General features: G+C 71.7%; 21 protein-coding genes. 16 read left to right on the top strand and 5 right to left on the bottom strand.

The annotated features are described in order from the left end of the window. The first annotated feature begins 65 nt into the window (after positions 1 to 65). The gene (locus N5079_RS10645) at positions 66 to 1,637 is read left to right on the top strand and encodes an MDR family MFS transporter (protein ID WP_261583442.1); all 1,572 of its coding nucleotides are present in this window, start codon (positions 66 to 68) and stop codon (positions 1,635 to 1,637) included. Here N5079_RS10645 and N5079_RS10640 read toward each other — a convergent pair. After that, complete coding sequence (locus N5079_RS10640; RefSeq protein WP_261583441.1) at positions 1,586 to 3,613, bottom strand: NPCBM/NEW2 domain-containing protein; 2,028 nt, start codon at positions 3,611 to 3,613, stop codon at positions 1,586 to 1,588. The two genes, N5079_RS10645 and N5079_RS10640, sit on opposite strands and share 52 nt — an antisense overlap. 123 nt (positions 3,614 to 3,736) lie before the next feature. After that, positions 3,737 to 5,581, bottom strand: coding sequence for a glycoside hydrolase family 9 protein (locus tag N5079_RS10635; protein ID WP_261583440.1), 1,845 nt, complete (start codon positions 5,579 to 5,581; stop codon positions 3,737 to 3,739). A gap of 62 nt (positions 5,582 to 5,643) precedes the next feature. Here N5079_RS10635 and N5079_RS10630 point away from each other — a divergent pair, with 62 nt between their 5' ends. The 6 genes from N5079_RS10630 to N5079_RS10605 all read left to right on the top strand — a co-directional run bounded on the left by N5079_RS10630 (position 5,644) and on the right by N5079_RS10605 (position 10,239). Beyond that, positions 5,644 to 6,693 (top strand): aminopeptidase P family protein, encoded by a 1,050-nt coding sequence (locus N5079_RS10630; RefSeq protein WP_261583439.1) that lies wholly within the window; start codon positions 5,644 to 5,646, stop codon positions 6,691 to 6,693. A 26-nt stretch (positions 6,694 to 6,719) separates the two neighbouring features. Beyond that, positions 6,720 to 7,280 (top strand): elongation factor P, encoded by a 561-nt coding sequence (gene efp / locus N5079_RS10625; RefSeq protein WP_261583438.1) that lies wholly within the window; start codon positions 6,720 to 6,722, stop codon positions 7,278 to 7,280. A 1-nt stretch (position 7,281) separates the two neighbouring features. Further along, on the top strand, positions 7,282 to 7,692 hold the full coding sequence (gene nusB, locus N5079_RS10620) for a transcription antitermination factor NusB (protein ID WP_261583437.1): 411 nt from the start codon (positions 7,282 to 7,284) through the stop codon (positions 7,690 to 7,692). A 15-nt stretch (positions 7,693 to 7,707) separates the two neighbouring features. Then, positions 7,708 to 8,427: a methyltransferase domain-containing protein gene (locus N5079_RS10615; protein WP_261583436.1), complete on the top strand. Its 720-nt coding sequence runs from the start codon at positions 7,708 to 7,710 to the stop codon at positions 8,425 to 8,427. A gap of 39 nt (positions 8,428 to 8,466) precedes the next feature. After that, positions 8,467 to 9,708, top strand: coding sequence for a DNA polymerase IV (locus N5079_RS10610; protein WP_261583435.1), 1,242 nt, complete (start codon positions 8,467 to 8,469; stop codon positions 9,706 to 9,708). A 147-nt stretch (positions 9,709 to 9,855) separates the two neighbouring features. After that, the gene (locus N5079_RS10605; protein ID WP_261583434.1) at positions 9,856 to 10,239 is read left to right on the top strand and encodes a DUF3040 domain-containing protein; all 384 of its coding nucleotides are present in this window, start codon (positions 9,856 to 9,858) and stop codon (positions 10,237 to 10,239) included. Between the two features lie 11 nt (positions 10,240 to 10,250). Here N5079_RS10605 and N5079_RS10600 read toward each other — a convergent pair whose 3' ends face one another. Genes N5079_RS10600 through N5079_RS10590 form a run of 3 tightly spaced genes read right to left on the bottom strand, consistent with a single transcriptional unit; the run spans position 10,251 to position 15,011 of the window. After that, positions 10,251 to 12,740: a DUF3488 and DUF4129 domain-containing transglutaminase family protein gene (locus tag N5079_RS10600; protein ID WP_261583433.1), complete on the bottom strand. Its 2,490-nt coding sequence runs from the start codon at positions 12,738 to 12,740 to the stop codon at positions 10,251 to 10,253. Then, positions 12,737 to 13,999 carry a DUF58 domain-containing protein gene (locus N5079_RS10595; RefSeq protein ID WP_261583432.1) on the bottom strand — a complete coding sequence of 421 codons (1,263 nt, stop codon included), beginning with the start codon at positions 13,997 to 13,999 and terminating at the stop codon, positions 12,737 to 12,739. The genes N5079_RS10600 and N5079_RS10595 overlap by 4 nt, the downstream gene beginning before the upstream one ends. Positions 14,000 to 14,030: 31 nt before the next feature. Further along, positions 14,031 to 15,011 (bottom strand): AAA family ATPase, encoded by a 981-nt coding sequence (locus tag N5079_RS10590; RefSeq protein ID WP_261583431.1) that lies wholly within the window; start codon positions 15,009 to 15,011, stop codon positions 14,031 to 14,033. A 405-nt stretch (positions 15,012 to 15,416) separates the two neighbouring features. Between N5079_RS10590 and mraZ the strand changes: the two genes are divergently transcribed. From mraZ to ftsW, 9 genes are all read left to right on the top strand, one after another. Further along, positions 15,417 to 15,848, top strand: coding sequence for a division/cell wall cluster transcriptional repressor MraZ (gene mraZ / locus N5079_RS10585; protein ID WP_203880566.1), 432 nt, complete (start codon positions 15,417 to 15,419; stop codon positions 15,846 to 15,848). Positions 15,849 to 16,116: 268 nt separating this feature from the next. Further along, the gene (rsmH, locus tag N5079_RS10580) at positions 16,117 to 17,040 is read left to right on the top strand and encodes a 16S rRNA (cytosine(1402)-N(4))-methyltransferase RsmH (RefSeq protein ID WP_261583430.1); all 924 of its coding nucleotides are present in this window, start codon (positions 16,117 to 16,119) and stop codon (positions 17,038 to 17,040) included. Next, positions 17,037 to 17,564, top strand: a complete 528-nt coding sequence (locus N5079_RS10575) for a hypothetical protein (protein WP_261583429.1) — start codon at positions 17,037 to 17,039, stop codon at positions 17,562 to 17,564. Before rsmH ends, N5079_RS10575 begins: the two co-directional genes overlap by 4 nt. Before the next feature lie 386 nt (positions 17,565 to 17,950). Further along, on the top strand, positions 17,951 to 19,681 hold the full coding sequence (locus N5079_RS10570) for a peptidoglycan D,D-transpeptidase FtsI family protein (protein ID WP_261583428.1): 1,731 nt from the start codon (positions 17,951 to 17,953) through the stop codon (positions 19,679 to 19,681). 22 nt (positions 19,682 to 19,703) lie between these two features. Beyond that, on the top strand, positions 19,704 to 21,269 hold the full coding sequence (locus N5079_RS10565) for a UDP-N-acetylmuramoyl-L-alanyl-D-glutamate--2,6-diaminopimelate ligase (protein WP_261583427.1): 1,566 nt from the start codon (positions 19,704 to 19,706) through the stop codon (positions 21,267 to 21,269). Continuing rightward, positions 21,266 to 22,633, top strand: a complete 1,368-nt coding sequence (gene murF / locus N5079_RS10560) for a UDP-N-acetylmuramoyl-tripeptide--D-alanyl-D-alanine ligase (RefSeq protein WP_261583426.1) — start codon at positions 21,266 to 21,268, stop codon at positions 22,631 to 22,633. Before N5079_RS10565 ends, murF begins: the two co-directional genes overlap by 4 nt. Next, positions 22,630 to 23,703: a phospho-N-acetylmuramoyl-pentapeptide-transferase gene (gene mraY / locus N5079_RS10555; RefSeq protein WP_261583425.1), complete on the top strand. Its 1,074-nt coding sequence runs from the start codon at positions 22,630 to 22,632 to the stop codon at positions 23,701 to 23,703. Before murF ends, mraY begins: the two co-directional genes overlap by 4 nt. Beyond that, positions 23,685 to 25,076, top strand: a complete 1,392-nt coding sequence (gene murD, locus N5079_RS10550) for a UDP-N-acetylmuramoyl-L-alanine--D-glutamate ligase (RefSeq protein ID WP_261583424.1) — start codon at positions 23,685 to 23,687, stop codon at positions 25,074 to 25,076. The genes mraY and murD overlap by 19 nt, the downstream gene beginning before the upstream one ends. Further along, a complete protein-coding gene (gene ftsW / locus N5079_RS10545; protein ID WP_261583423.1) occupies positions 25,073 to 26,335 on the top strand; it encodes a putative lipid II flippase FtsW in 1,263 nt (420 codons plus the stop codon). The genes murD and ftsW overlap by 4 nt, the downstream gene beginning before the upstream one ends. Positions 26,336 to 26,345 lie beyond the last annotated feature (10 nt).

Raw genomic sequence — 26,345 nt, 5'->3', positions numbered from 1 at the left:
CTTACGACATGTAAACAAGCGTCTACTATGAAAGGGACAGTCTGGACTTAAGGGCGGGGGGATACGTGACGCAGGAGCTCGCCCCGGAGGACGTGCCGCGCTCGTACACGCACCGCGAGATCATGGAGATCCTTTCCGGGCTCCTGCTCGCCCTCCTCACGTCGATGATCTCGACCTCCGTGGTCGGTACGGCGCTGCCCACGATCGTGGGGGAGCTGGGCGGCCAGGAGCAGCTCTCGTGGGTCGCGAGCGCGACGCTGCTGACGATGACCGTCTCAACCCCGCTGTGGGGCAAGCTCTCCGACATCTTCGGGCGCAAGCTGATGTTCCAGGTCGCGCTGGGGCTGTTCGTGGCCGCCTCGATGGTCGCCGGGCTGTCGCAGAACATCGGCATGCTCATCGCCGCGAGAGCCGTACAGGGGCTCGGGACCGGCGGTCTGTCCGCGCTCGTCCAGGTGATCCTGGGCGACATCGTCCAGCCGCGCGAGCGGGGCCGATACTCGGGCTACGTGGGCGCGGTCTTCGGCGTCTCCACCGTGGCCGGGCCGTTGCTCGGCGGCTTCATCGTCGACACCGACTGGCTCGGCTGGCGGTGGTGCTTCTACGTCTGCGTCCCGATCGCGGTGCTGGCCTCCGTCGTCATCCAGCGGGTCCTGCGGCTGAGGCACGTGAAGCGGGACGTCCGGCTCGACGTCTGGGGCGCCACGACCCTCACCAGCGGGGCGACCGCGCTGATGCTGCTGCTCTCGCTCGGCGGCCACGAGTTCGACTGGAGCTCCCCCTGGGCGTACGGCCTGGCCGCGCTCAGCGTGGTGCTGTTCGGGCTGGCGGTCCTCGCCGAGCGGAGGGCGAGCGAGCCGATCCTGCCGCCGCGGCTGTTCCGCAGCCGGTCGTTCGTCCTGTCCAGCACGGCGTCGCTGCTGGTGGGCATCGCGCTGTACGGCGTGCTGATCTACCTGCCGCAGTTCCTGCAGATCGTCAAGGGGCTGAGCCCGGCCGCGTCGGGGGTCATGACGCTGCCCATGGTCCTCAGCCTCTTCCTGGGCTCGATCATCTCCGGGCGCGTCGTCACCCGGACGGGACGATGGAAGATCTTCCCCCTCGCCGGCATGATCCTGGTGGCGGCGGGGCTCTGGCTGCTCTCACTGCTGAAGGCGGACAGCGGCTACGTCGTGCTCGGCGTGGACATCGCGATCCTGGGCGCGGGGCTGGGCATGTCCATGCAGATGCTGATCCTCGCCGCGCAGAACGCGGCGGAGGGCCGGGACATGGCGGTGAGCACTTCGGGAGTGGCCTTCTTCCGAAACCTCGGCGGCGCGGTGGGCGTGGCCGCCTTCGGCGCGATCCTGACCAACCGGGTCAAGGCCGAGATGACCGCGATGCTGGGAGCGGCCCACGTCAGGGCCACGGGCCTGGCGCTGGGCACCCCGGAGGCCATCCACCATCTCCCCGCCGCCGCGCGCCGGATCGTGATCCAGGCGTTCGCGTCGGCGATGAGCACGGTGTTCCTTCTCGGGGTGCCCGCGGCCGTTCTCGGCCTCGTCGCCGTGGTCTTCCTCAGGGAGGTGCCGCTCCGCTCCTCCCGTCAGGCGGCCTTGCAGGTGAGCACCGGGCCGGCCCAGTCGATCCGGTCGTAGCTGTTGGTGTCGCCTCCCACCGTTCCGACCAGGCGCAGGAAGGTCGCCCCGCTGAGGTCCGCCGTGAGCGTCGTGGCCGGGTCCTGCCAGGTGCGCAGGCCGCTGTCGGCCCGCTTGGCGCCGTCGGCCCACAGCTCGGCCGTGATCGTGCTCTGTCCCGGCACCGTACGCGGGTCGCGTTCGTCATCCACGCCCACGTCCGTCGTGAGCCCGGTGCACCGGCCGGCGAGGTAGTAGACGATCTGCACGGGCGCGTGCGTGCCGAGGCCCTTCGGATAGACGACGCCGTTGATCGTCAGAGGCTTGCCGTCACCGGGCTTGGGGCCGCCGTTCGACATGTTGTGCTCGACCGGGCCGTACCCGTTGCTCGCCCATGCCCGGGCGACGTCGCCGAGATCGGAGGTCCCCGCGGGCGGCGCCGCCGGTACGGTGAGGGCCTCGGTGGCGTCCCGCGACGGTCCGTTCTGGGAGGTCAGCGTCGCCGTCAGCCCGGCCGTGCCCGGCGGTGCGGACGCCGGGGGAGTGACCCGCCACTCGGCCGACAGCGACTGGCCGGTGCCGAGCGTCGGCCGCGACACCGGCCGGGAGGGCTCGATCGACCACCCGGCGGGGGCGGTGAGCTTCAGGGTGGGGAGGACGAGGGGGATCCGGCCGAGGTTCGTCGTGGTCACCTTCGCCGTGAAGGCGCGGCCCGGAGGGGTGATCGTCCCGGGGATCCCTGTCATGGTGGGCGGGACGACGAGCCCCAGGTCGGCGGCGGGCGGGGTGCGCCACCAGTCGGCCCGTGGCTTGACCCGGTACATCACGGTGGCGTGGCCGGGCACCGTCGCGCTGATCGCGCCCGCCGTCTCGGCCTCCTTGTGCCGCCACAGGTCGCGCAGCACGTAGGCGGGCCGCCGGGGCAGGCCGAGCTCCTGCGCCGTCGTGCCGAACGTCGCGGTCGTGTCGGTCTCGTTGAACAGCGCCACGGCGACGTCGCCGTCCTTGAGGGGCTTGACCATGATCCAGTGCCCGTCGTCGTTGCGGAGCACGCGGCCCTGCACGCCGAGCGGGTCCTGGTCCACGCCGATGACGTCCTTGTTGAGCAGGATCTCCATCGTCTGCGGCGTCGCCTTGCGCAGGTCGGTCCCGATGAGGAGGGGGGCCGCCATGATCGACCACAGGCTCATGTGCGAGCGGTATTCGGCGTCCGTCATGCCGCCGTTGCCCACTTCGAGCATGTCCGGGTCGTTCCAGTGCCCCGGCCCCGCGTACGGCGCGAGCGGCGCGTTCAGCTTGAAGATGTTCAGCATGGAGACGTAGCCGTCGCTGATGTCGCCGGTGGTGCGCCACAGGTGACCGACGTCCTTGCCCCACTCCCAGGGCTTGTTCTGGCCCCACTCGCAGATGCTGAAGACGATGGGGCGGCCCGTCTTCTTCAGCGCGTCCCGCATCTTCGTGTAGCGCTCGAGCGCGGGCCTGCCCTGGTTGTTGCAGTTGTCGTACTTCAGGTAGTCGACTCCCCAGTCGGCGAACGTCTGCGCGTCGACCTCCTCGTGGTCCAGGGCCCCGGGCATCGTCTTCGCGCAGGTCTGCGTGCCCGCGCTGGTGTAGATGCCGAACTTCAGCCCCTTGGAGTGGACGTAGTCGGCGAGCGCCTTGATCCCGCTGGGGAAGCGCTCGGGATGCGCCCGGAGCCGTCCGGTCTCGGGGTCGCGTTCGGGCGCCGCCCAGCAGTCGTCGACGTTGACGTGGTCGTACCCGGCCTGCTTCAGCCCCGAGGTGACGAAGAAGTCCGCCATGTCGCGGATCATCTTCTCGTCGATGGCGCAGCCCGTGGAGTTCCAGTTGTTGAAGCCCATCGGCGGGGTGAGCGCCTGCCCGTCATCCAGGGCGATGGCCGCTTTGGGCGTGGCCACCTCCCCGGTGACGGCGGCGACCGTGGTCAGGGCGCAGACCGTCGCCGCGGTGACGATCGCGCTCAGTGCTCTTCGCACGTGCATCCTCCTCATCTGGGCGCGACCGCGCCACAGATCGGATCTTTACACACGTGTTAACTGAAAAAAAGCACCTTTGTACGACATGTCTCGTGGATAGGTCGGATGAATTTGGCTGGGTGGTCAGTCCATCAAGGTCAGGGCGTAGAGGGCGATGGCGGCGAAGTCGTCCGCGGGCTCGGAGGCCTGCCAGGACCGGACGTCGTCCACGAAGCGCGCGCCGCGGCCGGTGAACCGCTCGTACCGGTCCCCGCCGTCCGGGCAGCGCCGCATCCCGTCCTCGAAGTCGCCGAGGCCCTCCTTGAACAGGCCCTCGCCGTTCGGGCCGTTGACGACCGCGCCGACGAGGATGGGACGGCGGCCGTCCAGGCGGCCGTTGATGTTGGCCACCTGGTGGTGCGGGCAGCGGACGAAGCTCGTCCCGGCCCCGACCATGAAGGACACGCCCCACGGGTTGGCGCCGAACACCCAGTTGCGCTGCTGGGTGCCGAAGGCGTCGTACGACGTGTCGTCCGTGACCGACCGGTAGAGGCGTGAGGTGGCGGCCAGCCCGAAGGCGTGCGGCACCGAGTCGAACTCGGCGTGGTTCGCCCCGGCCCGGAAGGGGTCCTTCGCGGCCCGCTTGGCGCCGATCTCCAGTTGCGCCTTCAGGTCGCCGATCAGGTCGTCCTCCGACACGGCCAGGCCCTTGGCCCCCGCGTCCCGCAGCGCGACGACGAGGTCCCGGTGGGCGAGCGCGCTCACGTCGTACAGGTTGAGCGTGTCCCCGCCCGCCTCGTGCGCGAGATACTCCGAGGCCCAGTGCGCGGCCTGCTCCAGCCACGCGGAGGCCCTGGGGTCGCCCAGCTTCGCCGCCGCGAGCGCGAGCTGCGCGCCGCCGAGCTCCATGTCGTCACGCCAGGCGCTCTCCGGGTAGAACGCGAACGGCAGCGACGTCACGAGCTGCTTGACGTTCTCCGTCTTGGCCATGCCGTACACACCGGCGGCCTTCTCCAGGAGGGCGTGCGCCTTCTTCCTGTTCGGTTCGAGCTGCGCCGCCAGCGCGAACGCGGCGGCCGTACGGCCCGCCAGGTTGGGGCTGATCTTCTCGCCCGGGGCGGCGGCCCGGAAGATCGGCCGCTTCCGGAGATACGGATGCTTCCTGTCGTGGTCGTCGGCCTCCGGCAGCCGCCACACGTCGTGGTCACCGGTGACCTTGTCGTTGCCCGAGCCGAGGCCCACCTGGATGTAGAGCGTCTTGTTCTTGTCGTCCCACATCTTGTCGAGGTACTTGAGGCCGTGCCGCGCCTCGGCGGCGAGCGCCTTGCCGGAGCCCCCGTCCCGCTCCGCCGCGAAGATCAGGGTGTCCACGTAGGCCAGGATGTGGGTGAACTTCAGGTAGTCGCCGGCGTCGAACCAGCCGCCCTCGGCGTCCACCTTCCCGCCGATCTTCTTCAGGTCGCCCTTGATCTCGTCGGTGTCGGGGCCGGCGAAGGTGGGCCACTCATAGACGGTGGCCTTCCGGTCGTTCAGGTGGCTCGGCGCGCGCTTCAGGTCGCCCGGGATGACGTCCGCGCCGTCGCGCTGGCTCTGGAAGAAGGTCACGGCCTTGCGCGCGGTCTCCCCGAAGCGCGCGCCGATCCGGAAGGGCGGAGACGTGCGCCCCTCGGACTTGATCCGATAGCGGCCCGGCTCGCGCAGCGCGGTGAGGTCGAGGTCGTAGACGTGGGGGTAGCGGCTGTTCCACTTGCCGAGATCGGCGCCCGCGTGACCCTTCAGCACGGCCCGGCCCCGCTCGTCCACCACCGTGAACGCCGCGCCCGTCGCGGCGCCGGTCGACATGAGGTAGGCGTGCTTCGCCTCGCCCGCCGAGAACCCGACCTGGTCCACCCGGATGAACCCGGCGTTCTTCCCGGCTGCCGCCATGGCGGGGCTCCCAACCGTCAGGACGAGGGCCGCGAGGGCTCCGGCCGCGCGTAATCTCTTCATAGTTAAGGAACCTACCTAAACCCTGGCAAGAGGCACGGTCAAGCCCGGCGTAGAGTCCAGTCGTGACCCATGCCTCCCGCCGCGCACGGCTGGCCGCGGCCCTCCCGGAGCACGACGTGACCGCGCTGCTCGTCACGCGGCCCGTCAACGTGCGCTACCTGACCGGCCTGGCGAGCTCCAACGCGGCGGTGCTCGTGACCGTCGAGGGCGACGCCGTGCTCGCCACCGACTCCCGCTACATCGAGACCGCCCGGCGTCTGTGTCCCGACGTCGAGCTGGTCGAGGCCAGGGACGTGGCGGGAACGCTGGCCGGGCGCGCGGGCCGGATCGCCATCGAGGCCGACCACATGGCGGTCGCCGAGTTCGAGCGGCTCCGCGCCGAGCGGCCCCTGGCCGCCGTCATCGGCCTCGTCCAGGGCGTCAGAACCGTCAAGGACGAAGGGGAGATCGAGTCGCTCCGCCGGGCCTGCGCGATCACCGATGAGGCGTTCTCGCTGGTCATCGGCCGGATCGCCCCCGGCGTGACCGAGCGTGAGATCGCCCGGTGGCTGGAGTTCCGGATGATGGAGCTCGGGGCTGAGAAGCCCGCCTTCGACTCGATCGTCGCGAGCGGCCCCAACGGCTCCATTCCGCACCACGCGCCGTCGGGCCGTCCCGTCGAGCGGGGCGACCTGGTCACCGTGGACTTCGGCGCGCTCTTCGACGGCTACCACGCCGACATGACCCGCACGGTGGCCGTCGGTGAGCCCGCCGGGTGGCAGCGCGAGATCTACGAGCTCGTACGGCAGGCCCAGCGCGCGGGGCGGCACGCCGTGCGGCCCGGTGCGACGGCGCACGACGTGGACGCGGCCGCGCGGGGCGTCATCGCCCAGGCGGGCCACGCGCCGCATTTCGAGCACGGCCTCGGCCACGGGGTGGGACTGGAGATCCACGAGCTTCCGTTCCTGGGCCCTGACAGGACCGGTAGACTAGAGGATCGAGTTCCGATCACCGTCGAGCCCGGGGTCTACTTGCCGGGCAGGGGCGGTGTGCGCATCGAGGACACGCTGGTGACGCGTGACGACGGGCCGGAGCTCCTCACACTGACGACCAAGGAGCTGCTCGTCCTCTAGGGGCAGCCACACGCAGGAGATCTCACGTGGCCACGACGAACGACCTGAAGAACGGACTGGTGCTCAAGCTCGACGGCGGTGAGCTTTGGACCGTCGTCGAGTTCCAGCACGTCAAGCCCGGCAAGGGCGGCGCGTTCGTCCGCACCAAGCTGAAGAACATCCTGTCCGGCAAGGTCGTGGACAAGACCTTCAACGCGGGCGTCAAGGTCGACGTGGCCAACGTCGACAAGCGCGAGATGCAGTACTCGTACCTCGACGGCGAGGACTACGTCTTCATGGACACCGAGACCTACGACATGCTGCACGTCTCCCGTCCGGCGGTCGGCGACGCCGCGAACTACCTGCTGGAGAACATGCTCGCCACGGTCGCGATCAACGAGGGCAACGTGCTCTACGTCGAGCTTCCGGCCGCCGTCGAGCTCACCATCGCGGAGACCGAGCCGGGCCTGCAGGGCGACCGCTCGACCGGCGGCACCAAGCCCGCCAAGCTGGAGACCGGCGCCGAGATCAAGGTGCCGCTGTTCATCACGACCGGCGAGAGGGTCAAGGTCGACACTCGCAGCGGCGAGTACCTCGGTCGGGCCTGACGTGTCAGCTCGGGGGAAAGCCCGACGCCGCGCGCTGGACATCCTCTTCGAGGCCGAGGCCCGGGACGAGAACCCGCTGAGCGTGCTCGCCGAGCGGGTCGAGCGGTCCGAACCGCCCGTGAACGAGTACACCTCGGCGCTCGTCGAGGGAGTGGCCCGGCACCTCGACCGGATCGACGAGCTCATCTCGACCTACGCCGAGGGCTGGACGCTGGAGCGGATGCCGGCCGTCGACCGGAACATCCTGCGCGGGGGCACCTACGAGATGCTCTGGTCGGACGAGGTGCCCGAGGGCGTGGTCATCAGCGAATGGGTGCACCTCGCGGCGGAGCTGTCGACCGACGAGTCGCCGCAGTTCGTCAACGGCCTGCTGGCCCGGTTCAAGCAGCTCAAGCCGTCGCTGTCGCTCTAACCTGGAGGGCCGGAAGTGCGTGACGCCACGCGGCAGACCGTCGTCTGGGAGGCGCTCCGCGCCGTCCTGGCCGACCGGGTCGCCGCCACCGGACGCCGGTCGCTCGACATCGTCGACGCCGGAGGCGGCACCGGCGGCTTCGCCGTACCGCTCGCGAAGCTCGGCCACGCCGTGACGGTGGTGGACCCCAGCCCGGACTCGCTCGCCGCGCTGGAGCGCCGCGCCGCCGAGACCGGCGTGGGCGTCAAGGGCCTGCAGGGGGAGGCGGCCGACCTCGGGGAGCTGCTGCGGCCGGACAGCGCCGACCTGGTGCTCTGCCACAGCGTCCTGGAGTACGTCGAGGACCCGGCGGGCGCGCTCGGCGCCGTCCGGGGCATCCTCCGCGCCGGGGGAGCGGTCAGCGTGCTGGCGGCCAACCCCGTCGCGACGGCCATCCACCGCTCCCTCGCGGGGCACTTCGACGAGGCCCGGCAGGTGCTCTCCGACGCCGCCGGGCGCTGGGGCGACCGCGACCCGGCTCCGCGCCGGTTCGGCCGCGACGCCCTGGCCGCGCTGGTCACCAAGGCCGGGTTCACCGTGGGCGACGTGCACGGCGTGCGGATCTTCGCCGACCTGGTGCCCGGCATGCTGGCGGAGGGCGACCCCGACGGGCTGATCGCCCTGGAGCGGGCGGCGGCCGCCCACCCGGTGCTGCGCGACATCGCCACCCAGCTTCACGTCATCGCGTACCGGTAGAATCCGCTTGTAGAAAGCGTGTTCGGGTAGGCTGGCGGGGTGTCCCGCAACCAGCTGCTGCCACGGGAGCCGTCGCCGCCGGGTGGCCCCGGCGACGACAGCGGCTGCCCCATCCTGCACGTGGACATGGACGCGTTCTTCGCGAGCGTGGAGCTGCTCGACCGTCCCGAGCTGAGGGGCACCCCGGTCATCGTCGGGGCGCCGGGGGCCCGGGGCGTGGTGCTCAGCGCCACCTACGAGGCCAGGCGGTTCGGCGTCCACTCCGCGATGCCGATGACGCGGGCCCGCCGGATCTGCCCCCAGGCGACGGTCATCCCGCCCAGCCACGGCAAATACTCCGAGGTCTCCCGAGGAGTCATGGAGATCTTCCAGGCGATCACTCCCGAGGTGGAGCCGATCGCCTCCGACGAGGCGTTCCTGGACGTCGGTGGCGCCCGCCGCAGGCTCGGGCCGCCCGCGGTCATCGCCCGGATGATCCGCGAGCAGGTGGCGGAGCGCTACGGCATCACCTGCTCGGTGGGCGTGGCGAGCAGCAAGTTCGTCGCCAAGCTGGCGTCCCGGCAGTGCAAGCCCGACGGGCTGCTCGTCGTCCCGGCGGACAAGGTGGTCGAGTTCCTCCACCCGCTGCCCGTCGCCGCGCTGTGGGGAGTGGGGGAGCGCACCGAGCAGGCGCTGGTACGGCTCGGCATCAAGACCGTGGGCGACCTGGCCCACGTGCCGGTCGCCACGCTGCAGCGCGAGTTCGGGGCCGTCGGAGCCCACCTGGCCGCGCTCGCCTGGGGCCGCGACGAGCGCGCGGTCGTGCCGCACGTCCCCGACAAGAGCATCGGCAACGAGGAGACCTTCCCCCACGACGTGGACGACCCCGAGGCGATCAGGCGGGAGCTGCTGCGGCTGTCGGAGCGGGTCGCCGCCCGGCTGCGGGCGGCCGGGCACGTCGGCCGCACGGTCAGCGTGAAGCTGCGACGCTCCGACTTCACCACGATCACCAGATCGCGCACGTTGAGAGAACCGACCGACGTCGCGAAGGAGATTTACACCACATCCTGCGAGCTCTACGAGGCCGCCGGGCTGGAGCGGGTGCGTCTCAGGCTGGTCGGAGTCCGTGTCGAGAACCTCCGCCCGGCCGCCGCGGCGACCCGCCAGCTCAGCCTCGGCGAGCGCGAGACCGGCTGGCGGGAGGCCGAACAGGCGATGGACAAGGCGGTCCGGCGCTTCGGCCCGGACGCGGTACGCCCGGCCTCGCTCGTTCGCCGTCCGTTTGATCCAATGGATCCATGACTTCGCCTCCGGTTTGGACCGCGTTGGACGTTTTCTTTCGCCTACGTCTACAGCCTCGTATTCTGGGGATAACCGACCGCGAGGTCCGGACACCGCGTGTCGTCCGTTGCCGTCTTCCCCTGAATGGGGCCGTCCTTGGGAGGCGCCGTGCCGCTGTCTGAGCACGAGCAGCGCTTGCTCGACCAGATCGAGCAGGCCCTCTACGCCGAGGACCCGAAGTGGGCCAATACAGTCCGCATCAGTGATCCCCGAAACCACTACAAGCGCCGCCTGGTGAAGGCCTCGATCGGCTTCACGCTCGGCGTCGTCATGCTGATGGTCGGCGTCATCGCCAATCCGATCATCGGTGTCGCCGGCTTCGTGGTCATGCTGGCCACCTGCCTGTGGGGCCTGTCCAGCTGGAAGCGCATGAACGGGTTCGGCGGTGAGAGCTCGGCGGCGCCGGGCCGGCCGCGCGGCCGCCGTCCCCAGCGCCAGGGCTTCATGGAGCGGATGGAGGAGCGCTGGCGCCGTCGTCACGACGAGCGCTGAGCGCCCCACCACTACCTCCTCGTCAGTTCCCTCACGTGATCGTCTCGCCGCGCCGTCCGCACCCGGATGTTCTCCAACCGGTCGAAACCGTCCAACGCCTTCTCACCCAGCGCTCGTAGGCGCAGCAGCGTCGACCTCGGCGCCAGAGCCGCCCCCACCCGCCGCCTTTTCGACACCGTGGCCGCCAGCGCCCGCCTCACTCGCCTGACGTCCGCGGCCACGGGTCCCGCGTCGAGCGGCGTGGGGGCGTACCGCAGCCGCTCCTCCGCCGAGGCGATCGTGCGGATCGACGCGGCGGCCTCCGCGTCCAACTCGTACTGCTCCGTCAGCCTCCGGGCGACCGCCCGAGGGCTCTCGCTCGGGTTCCGGGGCATCCCGAAGTCGGTGAGCGTGTCGCACAGCTCCGCCCAGGCCGCCTCGACGGCGCGAGCCGCGTACGCCGAGGGATCCCTGGGGATCGCCCGCACCGTCACGTCGCGGGGAAGCTCCCCGGAGGTTTCCGGCGCCCGCGGGGCCGGAACGCGAACCGTCGCAGGCCGGGCCGCCGTCACCCGGGCGAGAACCCGGCGCCGGCCGTACCAGAAGAGCAGCCGGAGGAGGGCGGGGATGAGGGCGAGCAGGAGGAGGGTGCCGGCACCGATGCCGCCCTTGGCCGCCACGGGCAGGCCGGGGTCCGGGATCACCGGCACGCCGCCGAAGTCGCGGTCGAGCTGGCGGGGGTTCCGCCTCGCCGGGCCGCCCGGGTGGTCACTCGTGTCGCCCGCGCCGGACGACGGACCGGCGGACGAGCCCGTCGTGGGGTTCGCCGTCGGCGTCACGGGGACGGTGTACGGCGGCACCTGGGCCGTGCCCTGGCCGGCGCCTCCCGTGGGCGTGGGCTCGAACCGCAGCCACCCAACACCCGCGAAGTACAGCTCGGGCCACGCGTGGGCGTCGTGGGTCCGCACGACCCACGACTTGCCGATCTTCGTGCCGCCGGTGTAGCCGATCGACACCCGGGCGGGGATGCCGAGCATCCGCGCCATGACCGCCATCGCGCTCGCGAACTGCTCGCAGTAGCCCGAGCGGCCGGTCAGGACGAACCGCGACAGCGCGTCGCCGCCCGACCCGGTCGTCCGCAGGCTGTAGGTGAACTTGCCGCTGTGGGTGAACCACTCCTGGAGCTTCACGGCCTTCTGGTACGGCGTGGCCGCCCCTCTCGTGACCCGGACCGCCATGGCGCGGACCTGGCCGTCGAGGCCGGGCGGAAGGTCCAGGAAACGGCCGCTGCCCGGCGGGGAAACGGCCGCGTCGAGCTGCGCCACGGTGGGCTGCGGCTCGCCGGTCGCCACGCGATACTCCAGCCCCGCCGCCTCGTCGCGGGTCGAGAAGACCATCAGGGTGGCCCGGTCGGCCCGCCAGTCGCCGTCGGCGTCCACCTGAGTCGCCGGATAGGGCAGCGGCAGGAACCTGAGCTGGTCGATGTCCTCGCTGATCGTGATCCGGGTCTCGGCCCGCTTCACCGCGACCCCGGGGCCGAGGCCCGGCGCCGGGGGCAGCGGCCCAGCCGAAACCCGGTCCTCGGGGCGTCCCCGCAGCGCGCTGGGCGTCCATTTCCTGCCGTCGAAGAGATCGAGCGAGTAGATCCGCAGGTAACGGGGCTGGTCGTCGCTGCTCGTATAGGTCAGCACCGTCGCGTTGCGCTGCTGGTTGAGCTGCCCGCCGAGCTTGGCGATCGCGTCCGGGATGCCGATGTTGTTGCCGCCCGGGCCGAGGCCGTTGCCCACCCCGAACCCGAACAGGGGGTTCGGCGCCAGTGTCGGGAGCAGCGCGGGCAGCAGGATGGCGAGCGCGATCGCGGTAACGCCGATCCGCTTGCCCGAGAGCGCCAGCCGCCCGGTGTCGGGCGCCGTGCCCGTGCCGCCGACCCTGGACCGCCGCACCAGCACGGCCCGGCCCCAGTGGCTGAGCCGCTCCCGCCCGTCGGCCACCAGCAGCCCGACGTATCCCAGCGCCGCGATCACGAAAGCGGGCCACCCGATCGGGTCGGTGATCACGGCGGCGGGCACGGTGAACAGCGCCAGCAGCGGCAGCCCGGCCAGCGCCGCCCGGCGGAGCCGTACCGCGAAGAGGTCGACCAGGACGGCGATCAGCCCAACGCCGCCCCCGGTCAGCAGGGAGATGCCGGGATTGGACGGGACAGGGGCCGCGAACCGCTGGATGTCGTCGTAGCCGGAGGCGATCAGCTCGCCCAGACGGAGGACCGAGTCCTTCGTCGGGATCACGCTCAGCCACGCCTCCTGCCGGGCGAAGCCGGCCGTCAGGTACAGGCCCTGGGCGACGAGCATCGCGAGCGGCGCAAGCCATCGGGGAGTGGCCAGCCGCGAGGCCACGACTCCCACCGCCGTCGTCACGAGGACCACGCCCAGGCTCGCCCAGAACCAGGCGCCCCCGTTGAACAGCGGGTAGAGCGTGATCGAGACCGCCGCCGTGGCCAGTCCCGCCGCCACCGGCAGTTTCATGCCGCACTCCTCTTATAGGCCGCCTGCGGCCAGACGGTCGCGAGGGAGGCGCCCGCCGGGAGCGTCAGCACGCGCCAGCCCGCTCCGGCCAGCGCCGCCCGCGCCGCCTCCGCGTCCTCGTCGGGGAACTGGTCCCACGTCGCCACATCCAGCACGACCGCGACCCCGGTGACGCCCGGATGCCGCAGCCTGGCCAGCGCCCGCGCCTCCTCGCCGTCGATCGAGCCGAGCACGGCGACGATCAGGCCGTCGCCGCCGCCCTGGCGGAGCGCCGTGATCCCGTGCTCCAGCGACCGCGCCGTGCTCGGCCGTACGACGGAGAGCGTGTCGAGCAGCGACCAGGACTGGCCCATGCTGTAGTCCGCGATCTCATGCCGGCTTCTGAGATCGCCGGGTAGTTGCCGCGCACCTTGGTCGGTGACCAGGCGCAGGCCGAGGCCCTCGCGGGACAGGTGCACCCCGATCGACGCCGCCGCGGAGACCGCGACCTCGAAGGACGACCGCGGGCCCTCGCCCCGGTGGGCGTGCCTGCGGGTGTCGAGCAGGAGCGCGCCCCGGCTCTGCCACTGCTGCTCCTCGCGCCTGACCATCAGCTCGCCGTGCCGCGCGGTGGACCGCCAGTGGACCCTCCGCAGGTCGTCGCCCTGGCGGTACTCGCGCGGAGCCACGTCGTCGTCGCCCGCCGCCGCCACCGATCTCGTACGGCTGTCGCCCCCGCCGGTCCACTCGCCCGACAGCCGTACGGCAGGCAGCGGCACGACCTCGGGGGTCACCACCAGCGTGTCGGTGATCGTGAACGACCTGGCCAGCTCGACCATCCCGAACGGGTCGGTGATCCGCACCGAGAGCGGCCCGATCGGGAAGCGTCCCCGCAAGTCGGAGCGGACCTTGTAGTCGATCTCCCGGATGCCCCGCGACTCCACCCTGTCGAGGACGAAGCGCGGCCGGGTCCCCAGGGCGTACTGCAGGGTGTCCTCGACCAGCAGCAGGCCGGTCGGGAGGCGGGTCAAGTTCTCCAGCCGCAGCGTGACGGTGCTGTCGGCGCCGACCTCCACCCGGGCGGGGTCGAGCCGCCGGGCGCAGGTCAGCCGGTATCGGGTCCGCGCCACGACCATCGACGCGAGCAGCGGCATGGCGATGATCAGGACCGCCACCCGCAGCAGGTCGTGCTCCCCCAGGAACAGGGCGCACAGGAGCGCCGCGACGCCCGACGCGAGGAACGAGCGCCCCCGGGAGGTGAGGGCCTTCAACCCCGTCATCGGACCTCCCTCCTGCGCGTCAGCCGGCGCGTCACTTCGCGTCCGGCACCGGGATGCGGCGGACGAGCTCGGCGACCACCTGCTCCGGGTGCCGGCGCTGGCCCTGGGCCTCCATGCTCGGCAGCAGCCGGTGCGAGAGGACCGGGACGGCCAGGTCCTGCAGGTCGTCGGGGATGACGTAGTCGCGGCCCGAGAGCGCGGCGTGCGCCCTGGCGCTCCTGACCAGGTGCAGGGTGGCGCGCGGGGACGCGCCGAGCCGCAGGTCGGAGGAGTGGCGCGTCGCGGCCACCATGTCGATCGCGTACCTCTTCACCGGCTGGGAGACGTAGACGGCGCGGACCGCCTGGATCAGCGCGTGGACCTCGGCCGTGGTGGCCACCGGCTCCAGCTTGTCCAGCGGCTGGGAGGCGCCGTGGACGTCGAGCATCTCCAGCTCGGCGGCCGGCTCGGGGTAGCCCATCGCGATCTTCGCGGTGAACCGGTCGCGCTGCGCCTCCGGCAGGGGATAGGTCCCCTCCATCTCGATCGGGTTCTGGGTCGCGATCACCATGAAGGGCGACTCCAGTTGATACGTCACGCCGTCGACCGTGACCTGGTGCTCCTCCATGCACTCCAGAAGCGCGGACTGCGTCTTGGGCGATGCCCTGTTGATCTCGTCGCCGACGACGATGTTCGCGAAGACCGGCCCCGGCTTGAACTCGAACTCCCTGGTCTGCTGGTTGTACGCGCTGACTCCGGTGATGTCGCTCGGCAGCAGGTCGGGGGTGAACTGCACGCGCCTGACCGGGCAGTCGATGGAGCGCGCCAACGCCTTGGCCAGCATCGTCTTGCCGACCCCGGGCACGTCCTCGATGAGGAGGTGGCCTTCCGCCAGAAGAACGGTGAGGGTGAGGCGGACCACGTCACTCTTGCCCTCGATCACGGACTCGATCGCGCGGCGGATCCGGTGGGCGGTTTCCACCAGCTCTTCGAGCCGGCTTCCAGCATCGGTGACGTCGGGGGTTGCTGCCACCAGGCCTCCATGAGGGTGCGTCCCCGAGAATGGGGCGTTAAACGTTGCTTTTCCATTCTGTGTGCCGACCCTATGACTCCTGGGGTTCCCGGGCGACTATGTCCAGAAATCGGCAGGCGAACTGCCCACAGTGTTGTCAGATGTGTTCCCAGTCAGGTAGCGCGTTCGTCCGAATCCCGTGACAAACTCCCCCGCGCTTTTCTCCGACACGCCCAAGGGCGGGGGAGGGGCCGCCAGGACGCTCCACTTCACTCCACCATCGCTGACCTGCGGAAACGCCGCGAAAAATCGATGCCGACACGGTTCGGATCAGTTGACGGTGGGGAGAAGTGGAGTATGGTGGTGCGCAGTGGAGGGCAGGGGCTACAGCGCTGAGCGCTCCGCAAGGCACGGGAGGTGGGTCCGGTGTTCCTCGGCACCCACCAGCCGCGCCTTGATGACAAAGGACGGCTGTTCCTGCCGGCGAAGTATCGCGAGGAGCTGGCGGAGGGTCTTGTGATCACCAAAGGCCAGGAGCGCTGCCTCTACGTCTTCCCCGTAGAGGAGTTCCAGCGCATTACCGAGGCCCTGCGCACGGCGCCGGTGACCGCCAAGGCGGTCCGCGATTACAGCCGCGTCTTCTTCGCCAGCGCGTCCGACGAGACGCCGGACAAGCAGGGGCGCATCACGATTCCCCCGAGCCTCAGGCAGTACGCGGGGCTGGAACGTGACTGCGTGGTCATCGGGGCCAACACCCGGCTGGAGATCTGGGACGCCCAGGCATGGGACACCTACCTGGCCGCCCAGGAGCAGGCGTTCTCCGATCTGTCGGAGGAGGTGCTGCCAGGAATCCTGTGATCGATCGACCCGTCGGTGACGTTCGGCGAGGTCTCCACCCGCTCCCATGCGGCAGCTGATGCACCTTCCCCGGTGTCAGATGCCGCGGCAGGCGACGCGGATGGGGACCTGGCCGGACGGGTCGGCCTCCCGAAGAGGCCGGCATGGGTGGGGATCCGTAGGGTAATCACCGGCGGCAGCCGCGCATCCGCGAGCTTCGAAGCGGCCAGTTGGGGGTTGGAAAGCGTTGTCGCAAGACCTGGGGCAACCGGGCGGTCACGTTCCGGTCATGCTCGATCGCGTGCTGGAGTTGCTCGGTCCCGCGCTGGCCGGGCCGGATCCGGTCGTCGTCGACGCCAACCTCGGCCTCGGCGGGCACGCCGAGGCGCTTCTCGCCGCCCATCCGTCGCTGCATCTCGTCGGCATCGACCGCGACCCCACCGCCATCAAGCGGTCCACCGAACGGCTCGCGCCCTACGCGGAGCGGGTCACGATCGTGCGGGCCGTCTCCGACGAGCTTCCCGATGTCCTGGCGGACATCGGGCGGTCGCGCGTCAACGGCGCGCTCTTCGACCTCGGCGTCTCCTCCCCTCAGCTCGACGAGGCGGAGCGCGGCTTCGCGTACTCCTACGACGCCCCCCTCGACATGCGGATGGACCGCGAGCAGGAGCTCACCGCCGAGCGCGTGGTGAACACATATTCCGTCGCGGAGCTGACCCGCATCCTGCGAGACTACGGCGAAGAGCGGTTCGCGGCACGCGTGGCGAACCTCATCGCCAAAGAACGCGTCAAAGACCCCATCACCAGCACCAAACGGCTTGCCGATCTCGTGCGGGCGGCCATCCCCGCCGCGACGAGGCGAACCGGGGGCAACCCCGCCAAGAGAACGTTCCAAGCGTTGCGCATCGAGGTGAACGAGGAGCTGACCGCGCTGGAGCGCGCGCTGCCCGCGGCCCTCGACGCGCTGACGCTCGGCGGGCGAGTGGTCGTGCTCGCCTACCACTCTTTGGAGGACCGGCTCACCAAGCAGGTCCTCGCGGCGCGAACCAGGGACACCAGCCCCCCCGGCCTCCCCGTCCCGCTAGAGGCTCACCAGCCCCGGTTCCGCCTACTGACGAGGGGAGCCGAGCTCCCGGACGAAGACGAGGTGGCCCGCAACCCGCGGGCGGCCTCGGCCCGTTTGCGGGCGGCAGAGAGGATCCGCCAGGGATGAGGACGACAGAGCAGGAGACCAGGACGACGACGACCCGGCGGGCTCCCGCCGCGCCCGGCCGTCCGCCCGCCCGTGCGCCGCGGGGCCGCGTCCCGGGCACGGCGACCGCGCCCGCACGAGCCAAGGAGACCGTCGCTCCGGACGCCTCCGTACGGCTGAGGTCGCGCGGCGGGTCGGTGCGGCAGGCCCTCCGGCGGCCGCCGAGGGCTCCCTTCGTGCTGCTCGTCGTCGGGCTGATGTCCGGCGGCCTGGTGACCCTGCTCCTCCTGAACACGGTGCTCGCGCAGGACTCCTTCAAGGTGAGCGACCTCCGGTCGAGCACCGATCAGCTCCGCGAGCAGGCCGCGGACCTGGAGGGCCGGCTTCGGGTGTGGGACCAGCCGAACGCTGTCGAGGAGGCGGCCAGGAGATACGGCCTCCGGGAGGACAGGTCGTCGCCGCAGTTCATCGACCCCGGCCAGTCCAGCACCGCCGCCACCGCCGCGAGCGCGGGTGAGCCTCAGGAGGAGGGCACGGACCGGTGAGAGAGAGCGGCCGGAGCCCGGGCCCCGGCCGCGGCGGTCCCAATGGGCGAGGCGGTCAGGGGCCGGGCGGCGGCAGGAGGGCACCGGGATCGCCGGGATCCCCGGGATCCCCCGGATCGCCCGGGTCGCAGGGCAAGCCCGCCCGCCCCGCCGGCCCGCCACGTCCCGAGCGGCCCGCGAGGAGCGGGAACGCGGACGGCGGCAGGCCGCCGGCGGCGGATGAGCCACGCCGCCGCCCGCGCCCCGACTCCGTCCCGCCCGGCCGTACGCCTCCCCCCGGCCGTACGCCTACGCCCGGCCGTACGCCTCCGGCTGGCCGGCCGCGTGGGAGCGGGCCCGCCGGCGCGCGTCCTCCGGGTCCGCCGCCGCCCCCGCGCCCGCCGGCCGTGCTGCGGCTGGGCAACCCGGCGCGGCGGCTGAACGCGGGGCTCGCCGTGATGGCGTTCGTGCTGTCGCTGTTCGCCGGGCGCCTCGTCCAGCTCCAGGGGCTGGACTCGAAGGTGCTCCAGGCCAAGGCGGCCCAGCAGCGCGTGCAGCCGGAGACGCTGCCCGCGCGGCGCGGGTCGATCAGGGACGTGGCCGGGCACGAGCTGGCCGTCACCGCCGACGCCCGGGAGATCTACCTCGACCCGGCCGACGTCACCCCCGCCCAGCGGGACCTGATCGCCACGACCCTGGCCGTGGAGCTGAACCGCCCCAAGGAGGAGATCGCGGCCAAGCTGGCCAAGACCACCCAGCGGTACATCGTGGCCGCGCGGGACATCGAGCCGCTGCGCGCCAAGAAGATCATGAGCTTCCGGTTCAAGGGAGTGGGCTCCAGGCCGACCTACCGCCGGGAGTACCCCGGCGACTCCCTGGCGGGCGGCCTCATCGGGTTCGTCGGCTTCGAGGGGCACGGCCTCACGGGGATCGAGCGGGCCTACGACAAGGTGCTCGCCGGGCAGGACGGCAAGCAGAGCATCGAGATCGGCAGGGACGGCCAGCGCATCCCCATGACGAGCAGCAGCCACCGGGCGCCGGTGCCGGGCCGCGACGTGCGGCTGACGATCGACCGGGACATCCAGTGGGCCGCGCAGCAGGCGATCGAGCGGCAGGTGCGGGCGGCCAGCGCACGCAGCGGCAGCGTCATCGTGATGGACGTCAGGACCGGGCAGATCGTGGCCATGGCCAACTCACCCGAGGTCGACCTCAACGACTGGGAGACGACGCCGGAGGAGGACTGGGGCAACCGGGCCGCCTCGGAGGTCTTCGAGCCGGGCAGCACCAACAAGGTCATCACGGCCGCCGCGGCCATCGAGTCGGGCGCGGTCACCCCGGACACCGTCTTCCGGGTGCCCGACCACACGCAGTGCGCCGACCGGCAGCTCAAGGACGCCCACCCGCACAGCCCCGAGAACCTCACGTTCACCGGTGTCATCGCCGAGTCCAGCAACGTCGGCACGATCATGGCGGCGGAGAAGGTCAGCAGCCAGCGGCTGTACGACATGTTCCGTTCCTTCGGTTTCGGCGTGAAGAGCGGCGCGAGCCTCCCCGGCGAGGAGGCGGGGCTGCTGCCTCGCTGGGAGACCTGGTCCGGCAGCCAGCGCTGCACCATCGCGTACGGGCAGGGCATCTCGGTGACCGCGCTCCAGATGGCCAGCGTCTACCAGACGATCGCCAACGGGGGAGTGCGGGTGACCCCCTCGATCGTCGCGGGCACCACGGACGAGCACGGCCGGTTCGTCCCGGCCCCGGCGCCCAAGCAGACCAGGGTCATCAGCCAGCGCACCGCGCAGCAGATCGCCGGCATGCTGGAGGCCGCGGTCGGGCACGACGGCACCGGCGCCGCCGCGGCGATCCCCGGCTACCGGGTCGCGGGCAAGACCGGCACCGCCATGCGGTACGACGAGAAGTGCAAGGGATACTGCGGCTACACGGCGACGTTCGTGGGGTTCACCCCGGCGGACGCGCCCCGGCTCATGGCGCTGGCCGTCATCCAGGATCCCAAGAACGGCCATTTCGGCGGCATGGTGTCCGCCCCCGTGTTCAAGGACGTCATGACCTTCGCGTTGAAGAGCAGGAAGATCCCGCCGACCGGGACGAAGGCGCCGGATGTCGTCCTTCGCACCGGTGAGTGACGAGGGACGGTACGCTCTCGCCGTGCGTCCTTCTGCCGCTCCCACCCGTCCGCTGTCCGGCCTCGCGGCGCTTCTCGGCACGTCCTCCGCTCCCGGGGCCAGGGCGGCCCGCGGCGCCGTGACGGGCCTCAGCATCGACTCGCGCCGGATCCGGCGCGGCGACCTCTACGTGGCGCTGCCCGGGAAGGCCGCCCACGGCGCGGAGTTCTCCGGGGACGCGCTGGCGGCGGGGGCGGTGGCGATCCTCACCGACGAGGAGGGGCGCGAGCGCGCGACGGCCACGGGGCTGCCCGTGCTCGTCGTGCCCGACCCGCGGGCGCTGCTCGGGCAGGTCGCCGCCTGGGTGTACGGCAGGCCCGCGGACGGCATCACGGTCATCGGCGTCACGGGGACCAGCGGCAAGTCCACCTCGACGTTCCTCCTGGAGGCGGGGCTGCGGGCGGCGGGCCACCGCACCGGCCTGGTCGGCGGCGTGGAGATCCGGGCGGGCGACGTGCGGTTCGTCCCCGAGCTGACCACCCCGGAGGCGAACGACCTTCAGGGCCTGTTCGCGCTGATGCGGGAGCAGGGCGTCACGGCCGCCGCGATGGAGGTCTCCAGCCACGCCCTGGCCCTCGGCCGCGTGGACGGGATCTTCTACGATGTCGCGATATTCACGAACCTGTCGCAGGACCATCTGGACTTCCACCGCGACCTCGACGACTACTTCGCCGCCAAGGCCAGGCTGTTCACCCCCGAGTTCTCTCGGCTCGGCGTCGTCAACATCGACGACCCCCACGGCCGCGAGCTCACCGGGATCGCCAAGATCCCGATCACGACGTTCTCCGCCGCCGGGTCCCCGGAGGCCGAGTGGCGGGCGGAGGACGTGCGGCTCGGCGCCGGCGGCAGCGCCTTCCGCGTCGTCGGTCCCGGCGGGGTCGAGGCCGAGGCCGCGGTCGCCCTTCCCGGCCCGTTCAACGTGGCCAACACCCTCGGCGCGCTCGTCGCGCTGGTGGAGACCGGGATCCCCCTCCAGACCGCGGTGAACGGCATCGCCACGTTCACCGGGGTGCCCGGACGCATGGAAAGCGTGCCGGGGACCGACGGCTACCAGGTGATCGTCGACTACGCCCACAAGCCCGGCGCCGTCGAGTCGGTCCTGACCTCGCTGCGGGCGGTGCTGGACGACGGTTCCGCGCCGGCGGGACCACGGGGACGGCTGACGATCGTGCTCGGCTGCGGCGGTGACCGTGACCGGGGCAAGCGGCCCATGATGGGCGCGGCGGCCGCCCGGCTCGCCGATGTGGCGATTCTCACCAGCGACAACCCCCGCACCGAGGATCCGCTCGCCATCCTGGCCGCCATGCTGGAAGGCGCGCTGACGGTCCCCCAGGGCGAGCGGGCCCACGTCATCGTGGAGCCCGACCGCGCCGCCGCCATCGCTCTGGCGATCTCCGGTGCCGCGCCCGGAGATGTGGTAGTTGTGGCCGGCAAGGGACACGAGCAGGGCCAGTACGCCGGGGGCGCGGTCATCCCGTTCGACGACCGTCAGGTCGCCGGGGACGCCGTGTCTAGAAGACGAACAGAAGAGAGCAGGAAAGACGCATGATCCCGTTGCCGCTGGCGCGGGTCGCCGAGATCACCTCCGGTGCCCTGACCGGTATGGCCGACCCCCGGGCCGTGGTCCGCGGCCCCGTCGTGATCGACTCGCGGGCCGCCGAGCCGGGATCGCTGTTCGTGGCGATCAAGGGCGGGCGCGCCGACGGGCACGACTTCGCCGAGCAGGCCTGCGCGGCGGGGGCGACCGCCGTCCTCGCCTCCCGCCCGGTCGAGGCGCCCGCGGTCATCGTGGGTGACGTGCTGGCCGCCCTGGCCGATCTCGCCACGGCCGTCGTGTCCGAGTTGCCCGCCGTGACCGTCGTGGGGGTGACCGGCTCCGCCGGGAAGACCACGACCAAGGACCTGCTGGCGAGGCTCGCCGCGCGCATCGGCCCCACAGTCGCGCCGGTCGGCTCGTACAACAACGAGATCGGCCATCCGCTGACCGTCCTCAAGGCCGACGAGGCCACCCGGTTCATGGTCCTGGAGCTCAGCGCGAGGAACGTGGGCCACATCGCCTACCTGGCCCGGATCGCCCCGCCGCGCATCGGGGTGGTGCTCAACGTGGGCACCGCGCACCTCGGCGTCTTCGGCGGCAAGGAGGCGATCGCCCAGGCCAAGGGCGAGCTGGTCGAGGCGCTGCCGGACGACGGCGTGGCCGTGCTCAACATCGACGACCCTCTCGTCAGGGCGATGGCCGGCCGTACCGGCGCGAGGGTGACCTACTTCGGGCGGTCGCCGGAGGCGCACGTCCGGGCCACCGGCGAGACACTCGACGAGCGCGGCCGGGCGTCGTTCACGCTGCGCACGCCGTCCGGCGCGGCCCCCGTGCGGCTCCGCCTCCACGGCGCGCACGCGGTCGAGAACGCGCTCGCCGCGGCGGCCGCGGCCTACGAGCTGGGCCTGCCGGTGGCGACGATCGCCCAGGAGCTGTCGGAGGCCGAGCCCCGCAGCCGCTGGCGCATGGAGGTCACCGACCGGGCCGACGGCGTCACCGTGATCAACGACGCGTACAACGCCAACCCCGACTCGATGCGGGCCGCCTTGGCGAGCCTCGCGAGGATCGGGGAGGGCAGGCGGCGGTTCGCTGTGATCGCGGCGCTGCGCGAGCTGGGCGACCGCAGCGCCGAGCTCAACGAGGGCGTCGGGCGGCTCGCCGCGGGCGCCGGGCTGGAGACGCTGATCGTCGTGGGCGAGGACGCCGGGCCCATCCTGGCCGGTGCTCCCGGCGCGCTGCACGTCCCCGACGTGGCCGCCGCCACGGCGGAGCTGTCCGCACGGCTGGCGCCGGGCGACGTGGTGCTGGTGAAGGGGCCGCGCGCGGCCGGGCTCGAGCGGGTCGCCGAGGCGATCCTCGGAGGTGACGCCCGGTGAGGAACATCCTCATCGCGGCCGCGGTGTCGCTGCTGCTCTCGATGGTCGGCACGCCGCTCGCGATCCGCCTGTTCGCGCGACGCGGATACGGCCAGAACATCCGCGAGGAGGGCCCGTCCGGGCACTACGACAAGAAGGGCACGCCCACGATGGGCGGCACCGTGATCGTGATCGCGGCGCTCATCGGATATTTCACGGCCCACCTGACGAGCATGCTGTCGTCGACCGGGGACACGCCCACGGCGTCCGGGCTGCTCGTGCTGTTCCTCATGACCGGGCTCGGCCTGGTCGGCTTCCTCGACGACTTCATCAAGATCTACAAGCAGCGCAGCCTCGGCCTGCGCAGCGGCGCCAAGGCGGGCGGCCAGCTCGTCGTCGGAGCGATCTTCGCGGTGCTGGCCGTCCAGTTCCCGAACGGATACGACCTCACGCCGGCCGAGAAGAGCCTGTCGTTCCTGCGCGACTTCGGGCCGCCCATCGGCCTGCTGGGCTTCACGATCTGGGTGCTGTTCATCATCGTCGGCTTCTCCAACGCGGTGAACCTGACCGACGGCCTCGACGGCCTGGCGTCGGGGGCGACCTGCCTCGTCCTCGCGGCGTACGTGCTGATCGGCAACTGGCAGCTCCGCAACAGCTGCACGGCCGCGCTCGGGCCCAACTGCTACTCGGTGCGCGACCCGCTCGACCTGGCCGTGGTCGCGGCGGCGGTGCTCGGGGCGACCCTCGGCTTCCTGTGGTGGAACGCCCCGCCCGCCAAGATCTTCATGGGTGACACGGGCTCGCTCGCGCTCGGCGGCGTCATCGCGGGCCTGGCGATCACCACCCGCACGCAGCTCCTGCTGGTCATCCTGGGCGGCCTGTTCACCATCATCACGATGTCGGTGATCATCCAGGTCGGCTTCTTCAAGATGACCAGGAAACGGGTCTTCCGGATGGCCCCGCTGCAGCACCACTTCGAGCTGTCGGGCTGGGCCGAGACGACGATCGTCGTCCGCTTCTGGCTGATCGCCGCGATGTGCGTCGCCGCCGGTCTCGGCCTGTTCTACCTGGAATGGATGCCCAAGCAGTGAGCGTCGTCGTCGCCGGGCTCGGCGTCTCCGGCACGGCCGCCGCCCGAGGGCTCGCCGGAAGCGGCGAGCGGGTCATCGTCCTCGAGTCGGGCGACGGCGAGCGGCAGCGGGCAGTCGCCGCCGAGCTGGCCGCGTCCGGGATCGAGGTGCGCTTCGGCGAGCCGGTCCTCCCCGAGGGGACCTCGCTCGTCATCACCTCGCCGGGGTGGCGGCCCGACCATCCGCTGCTGGTCGCCGCCGCCCGCGCGGGCATCCCGGTGATCGGCGAGGTCGAGCTGGCCTGGCACCTCCGCGCGTCGGACGGCTCCGCCGCCCCATGGCTCACCCTCACCGGCACGAACGGCAAGACCACCGCCGTGCGGATGCTGACCTCCATCCTCACGGCGGCCGGGAAACGGGCCATCGCCGTGGGCAACGTCGGCGTCCCGATCGTCGAGGCGGTCCGCGAGCCGTACGACGTGCTGGCCGTGGAGCTGTCGAGCTTCCAGCTCCACTGGTCGTCCAGCCTCGCCCCCCTCGCGGCGGCGGTGCTGAACGTCGCGCCCGACCACATCGACTGGCACGGCTCCTTCGAGGACTACGCCGCGGCCAAGGCCCGGATCTTCGAGAACGCCGGCGTGGTCGTCTACAACGCCGACGACGAGTGGTCCACCAGGCTGGCCGAGCCGTACGCCGACGGAGGCCGGCGGGCCGGCTTCACGCTGGGCTCGCCGCGGCCGGGACAGCTCGGCCTCGTCGAGGACCTTCTGGTGGACCGGGCCTTCGTGGCCGACCCGGCCAACGAGGCGGAGGAGCTGGCCTGCCTGGCGGACGTCAGGCCGTTCGCGCCGCACAACGTCGCCAACGCGCTCGCCGCCGCGGCGCTCGCCCGCGCCTACGGCGTGCCCGCGGACGCGGTACGGCGCGGCCTCGCGGAGTTCGTCCCCGACCCGCACCGGATCGCCCACGTGGCGACGGTCGGCGGCGTCGACTACGTGGACGACTCCAAGGCGACCAACCCGCACGCCGCCGCGGCCTCCCTCGCCGCCTACCGGTCGATCGTGTGGGTCGCGGGCGGCCAGCTCAAGGGCGCCGACGTCGGCGACCTCGTACGGCAGGCCGCGCCGCGCCTGCGGGGAGCGGTGGTTCTCGGGGCCGACCGCGAGCGAATCCGCGAGGCTCTGGCGCGACACGCCCCGGATGTCCCGGTGGTGGACGTCCCGGGGCAAGACACTGGGGTGATGGACCGTGTCGTCACCGAAGCCGCCCGGCTCGCCTCCCCGGGGGACACCGTGCTGCTGGCCCCCGCCGGAGCGTCGCTGGACATGTTCGCCAGTTATGGAGCCCGTGGGGAGGCCTTCGCGCGAGCCGTGCACCGCCTGGCGGAGCGGTGACCGCCCAGCAAACGGCGCAGCAGGCGGAGGAGACCGCGCCGGGCTGGAGCCGCACCCAGCTCGGGGCGCTCCGCGAGCTGCTGGGCCGCCCGCTGACGTCGTACTACCTGGTGCTGGGGTGCAGCGCCCTGCTGCTGACCCTCGGCCTGATGATGGTGCTGTCCGCCTCCAGCATCGAGGCGCTGCAGAAGACCGGGAACCCGTTCTACTGGTTCCTCAAGCAGTCGATGTCGGTCGCCATCGGCCTCCCACTGATGTGGGTCTGCTCCCGCATGCCGCAGCGGTTCTTCCGGCTCGCCGGATATCCGCTGATGGGCATCTCGATCCTCGGCCTCCTGATGGTCATCTTCATCGGCCAGGAGTTGCTGGGCGCCCAGCGATGGATCGCGATCGGGCCGTTCTCCTTCCAGCCGTCGGAGCCGGCGAAGCTCGGCCTGGTGCTGTGGGGGGCCGACCTGCTCGCCAGGAAGGCGCGGGGCGGCCGGATCGAGTGGCGGCACCTGCTGATCCCGCTCATGCCTGGGACGGCCCTCATCGCCGTCCTCGTCATGCTCGGCCGCGACCTCGGCACCACCCTCGTGCTGATGCTGATCTTCCTGGCGCTCCTGTGGGTGGTCGGCGCGCCCGTGCGGCTGTTCGGGGGGATACTCCTGCTGCTCGTGCTGGCCACGGTCATCATGATCATGGTCGAGCCGTACCGGGTGGCCCGCCTGACGGATTTCTGGGATCCCTGGAAGGACGTGCACGGCGCCGGGTGGCAGGCGGCGCAGGGGCAGATCGCGATGGGCTCGGGCGGCTGGTTCGGCCTGGGCCTCGGCAGCAGCCGGCAGAAGTGGAACTGGCTGCCCCACGCGGAGAGCGACTTCATCTTCTCGATCCTCGGCGAGGAGCTGGGCCTGATGGGCACCCTCGTCGTCGTGGCGCTGTTCGGCCTGTTCGGGTACGCCGGGCTGCGCATCGCCTCCCGGGTCGACGACCCGTTCATCCGGCTTTCATCCGCAGCGGCGGTCGCGTGGATCGCCGGGCAGGCGATCGTCAACATCGGCGCCGTCATCGGCGTCTTCCCGATCACCGGCATCCCGCTGCCCCTGGTGTCCTACGGAGGATCGGCCCTGTTGCCGACCCTCGCCGCGCTTGGCATGTTGTTGTCTTTCGCCAAACGGGAGCCCGGCGCGGCCGAGGCCCTGGCCGCCCGTGGACCCGGGCCCGCCGCCAGGGCTCTAAGCTGGCTTGGCCTGGGTGGCCGCCCGAGGCGATGACACGGAACAG

Origin of the sequence: Planotetraspora sp. A-T 1434, assembly GCF_025420585.1 — a bacterium.
Taxonomy (GTDB): Bacteria; Actinomycetota; Actinomycetes; order Streptosporangiales; family Streptosporangiaceae; genus JAOEGB01.
This window is presented reverse-complemented; position numbering and strand designations above follow the sequence as displayed.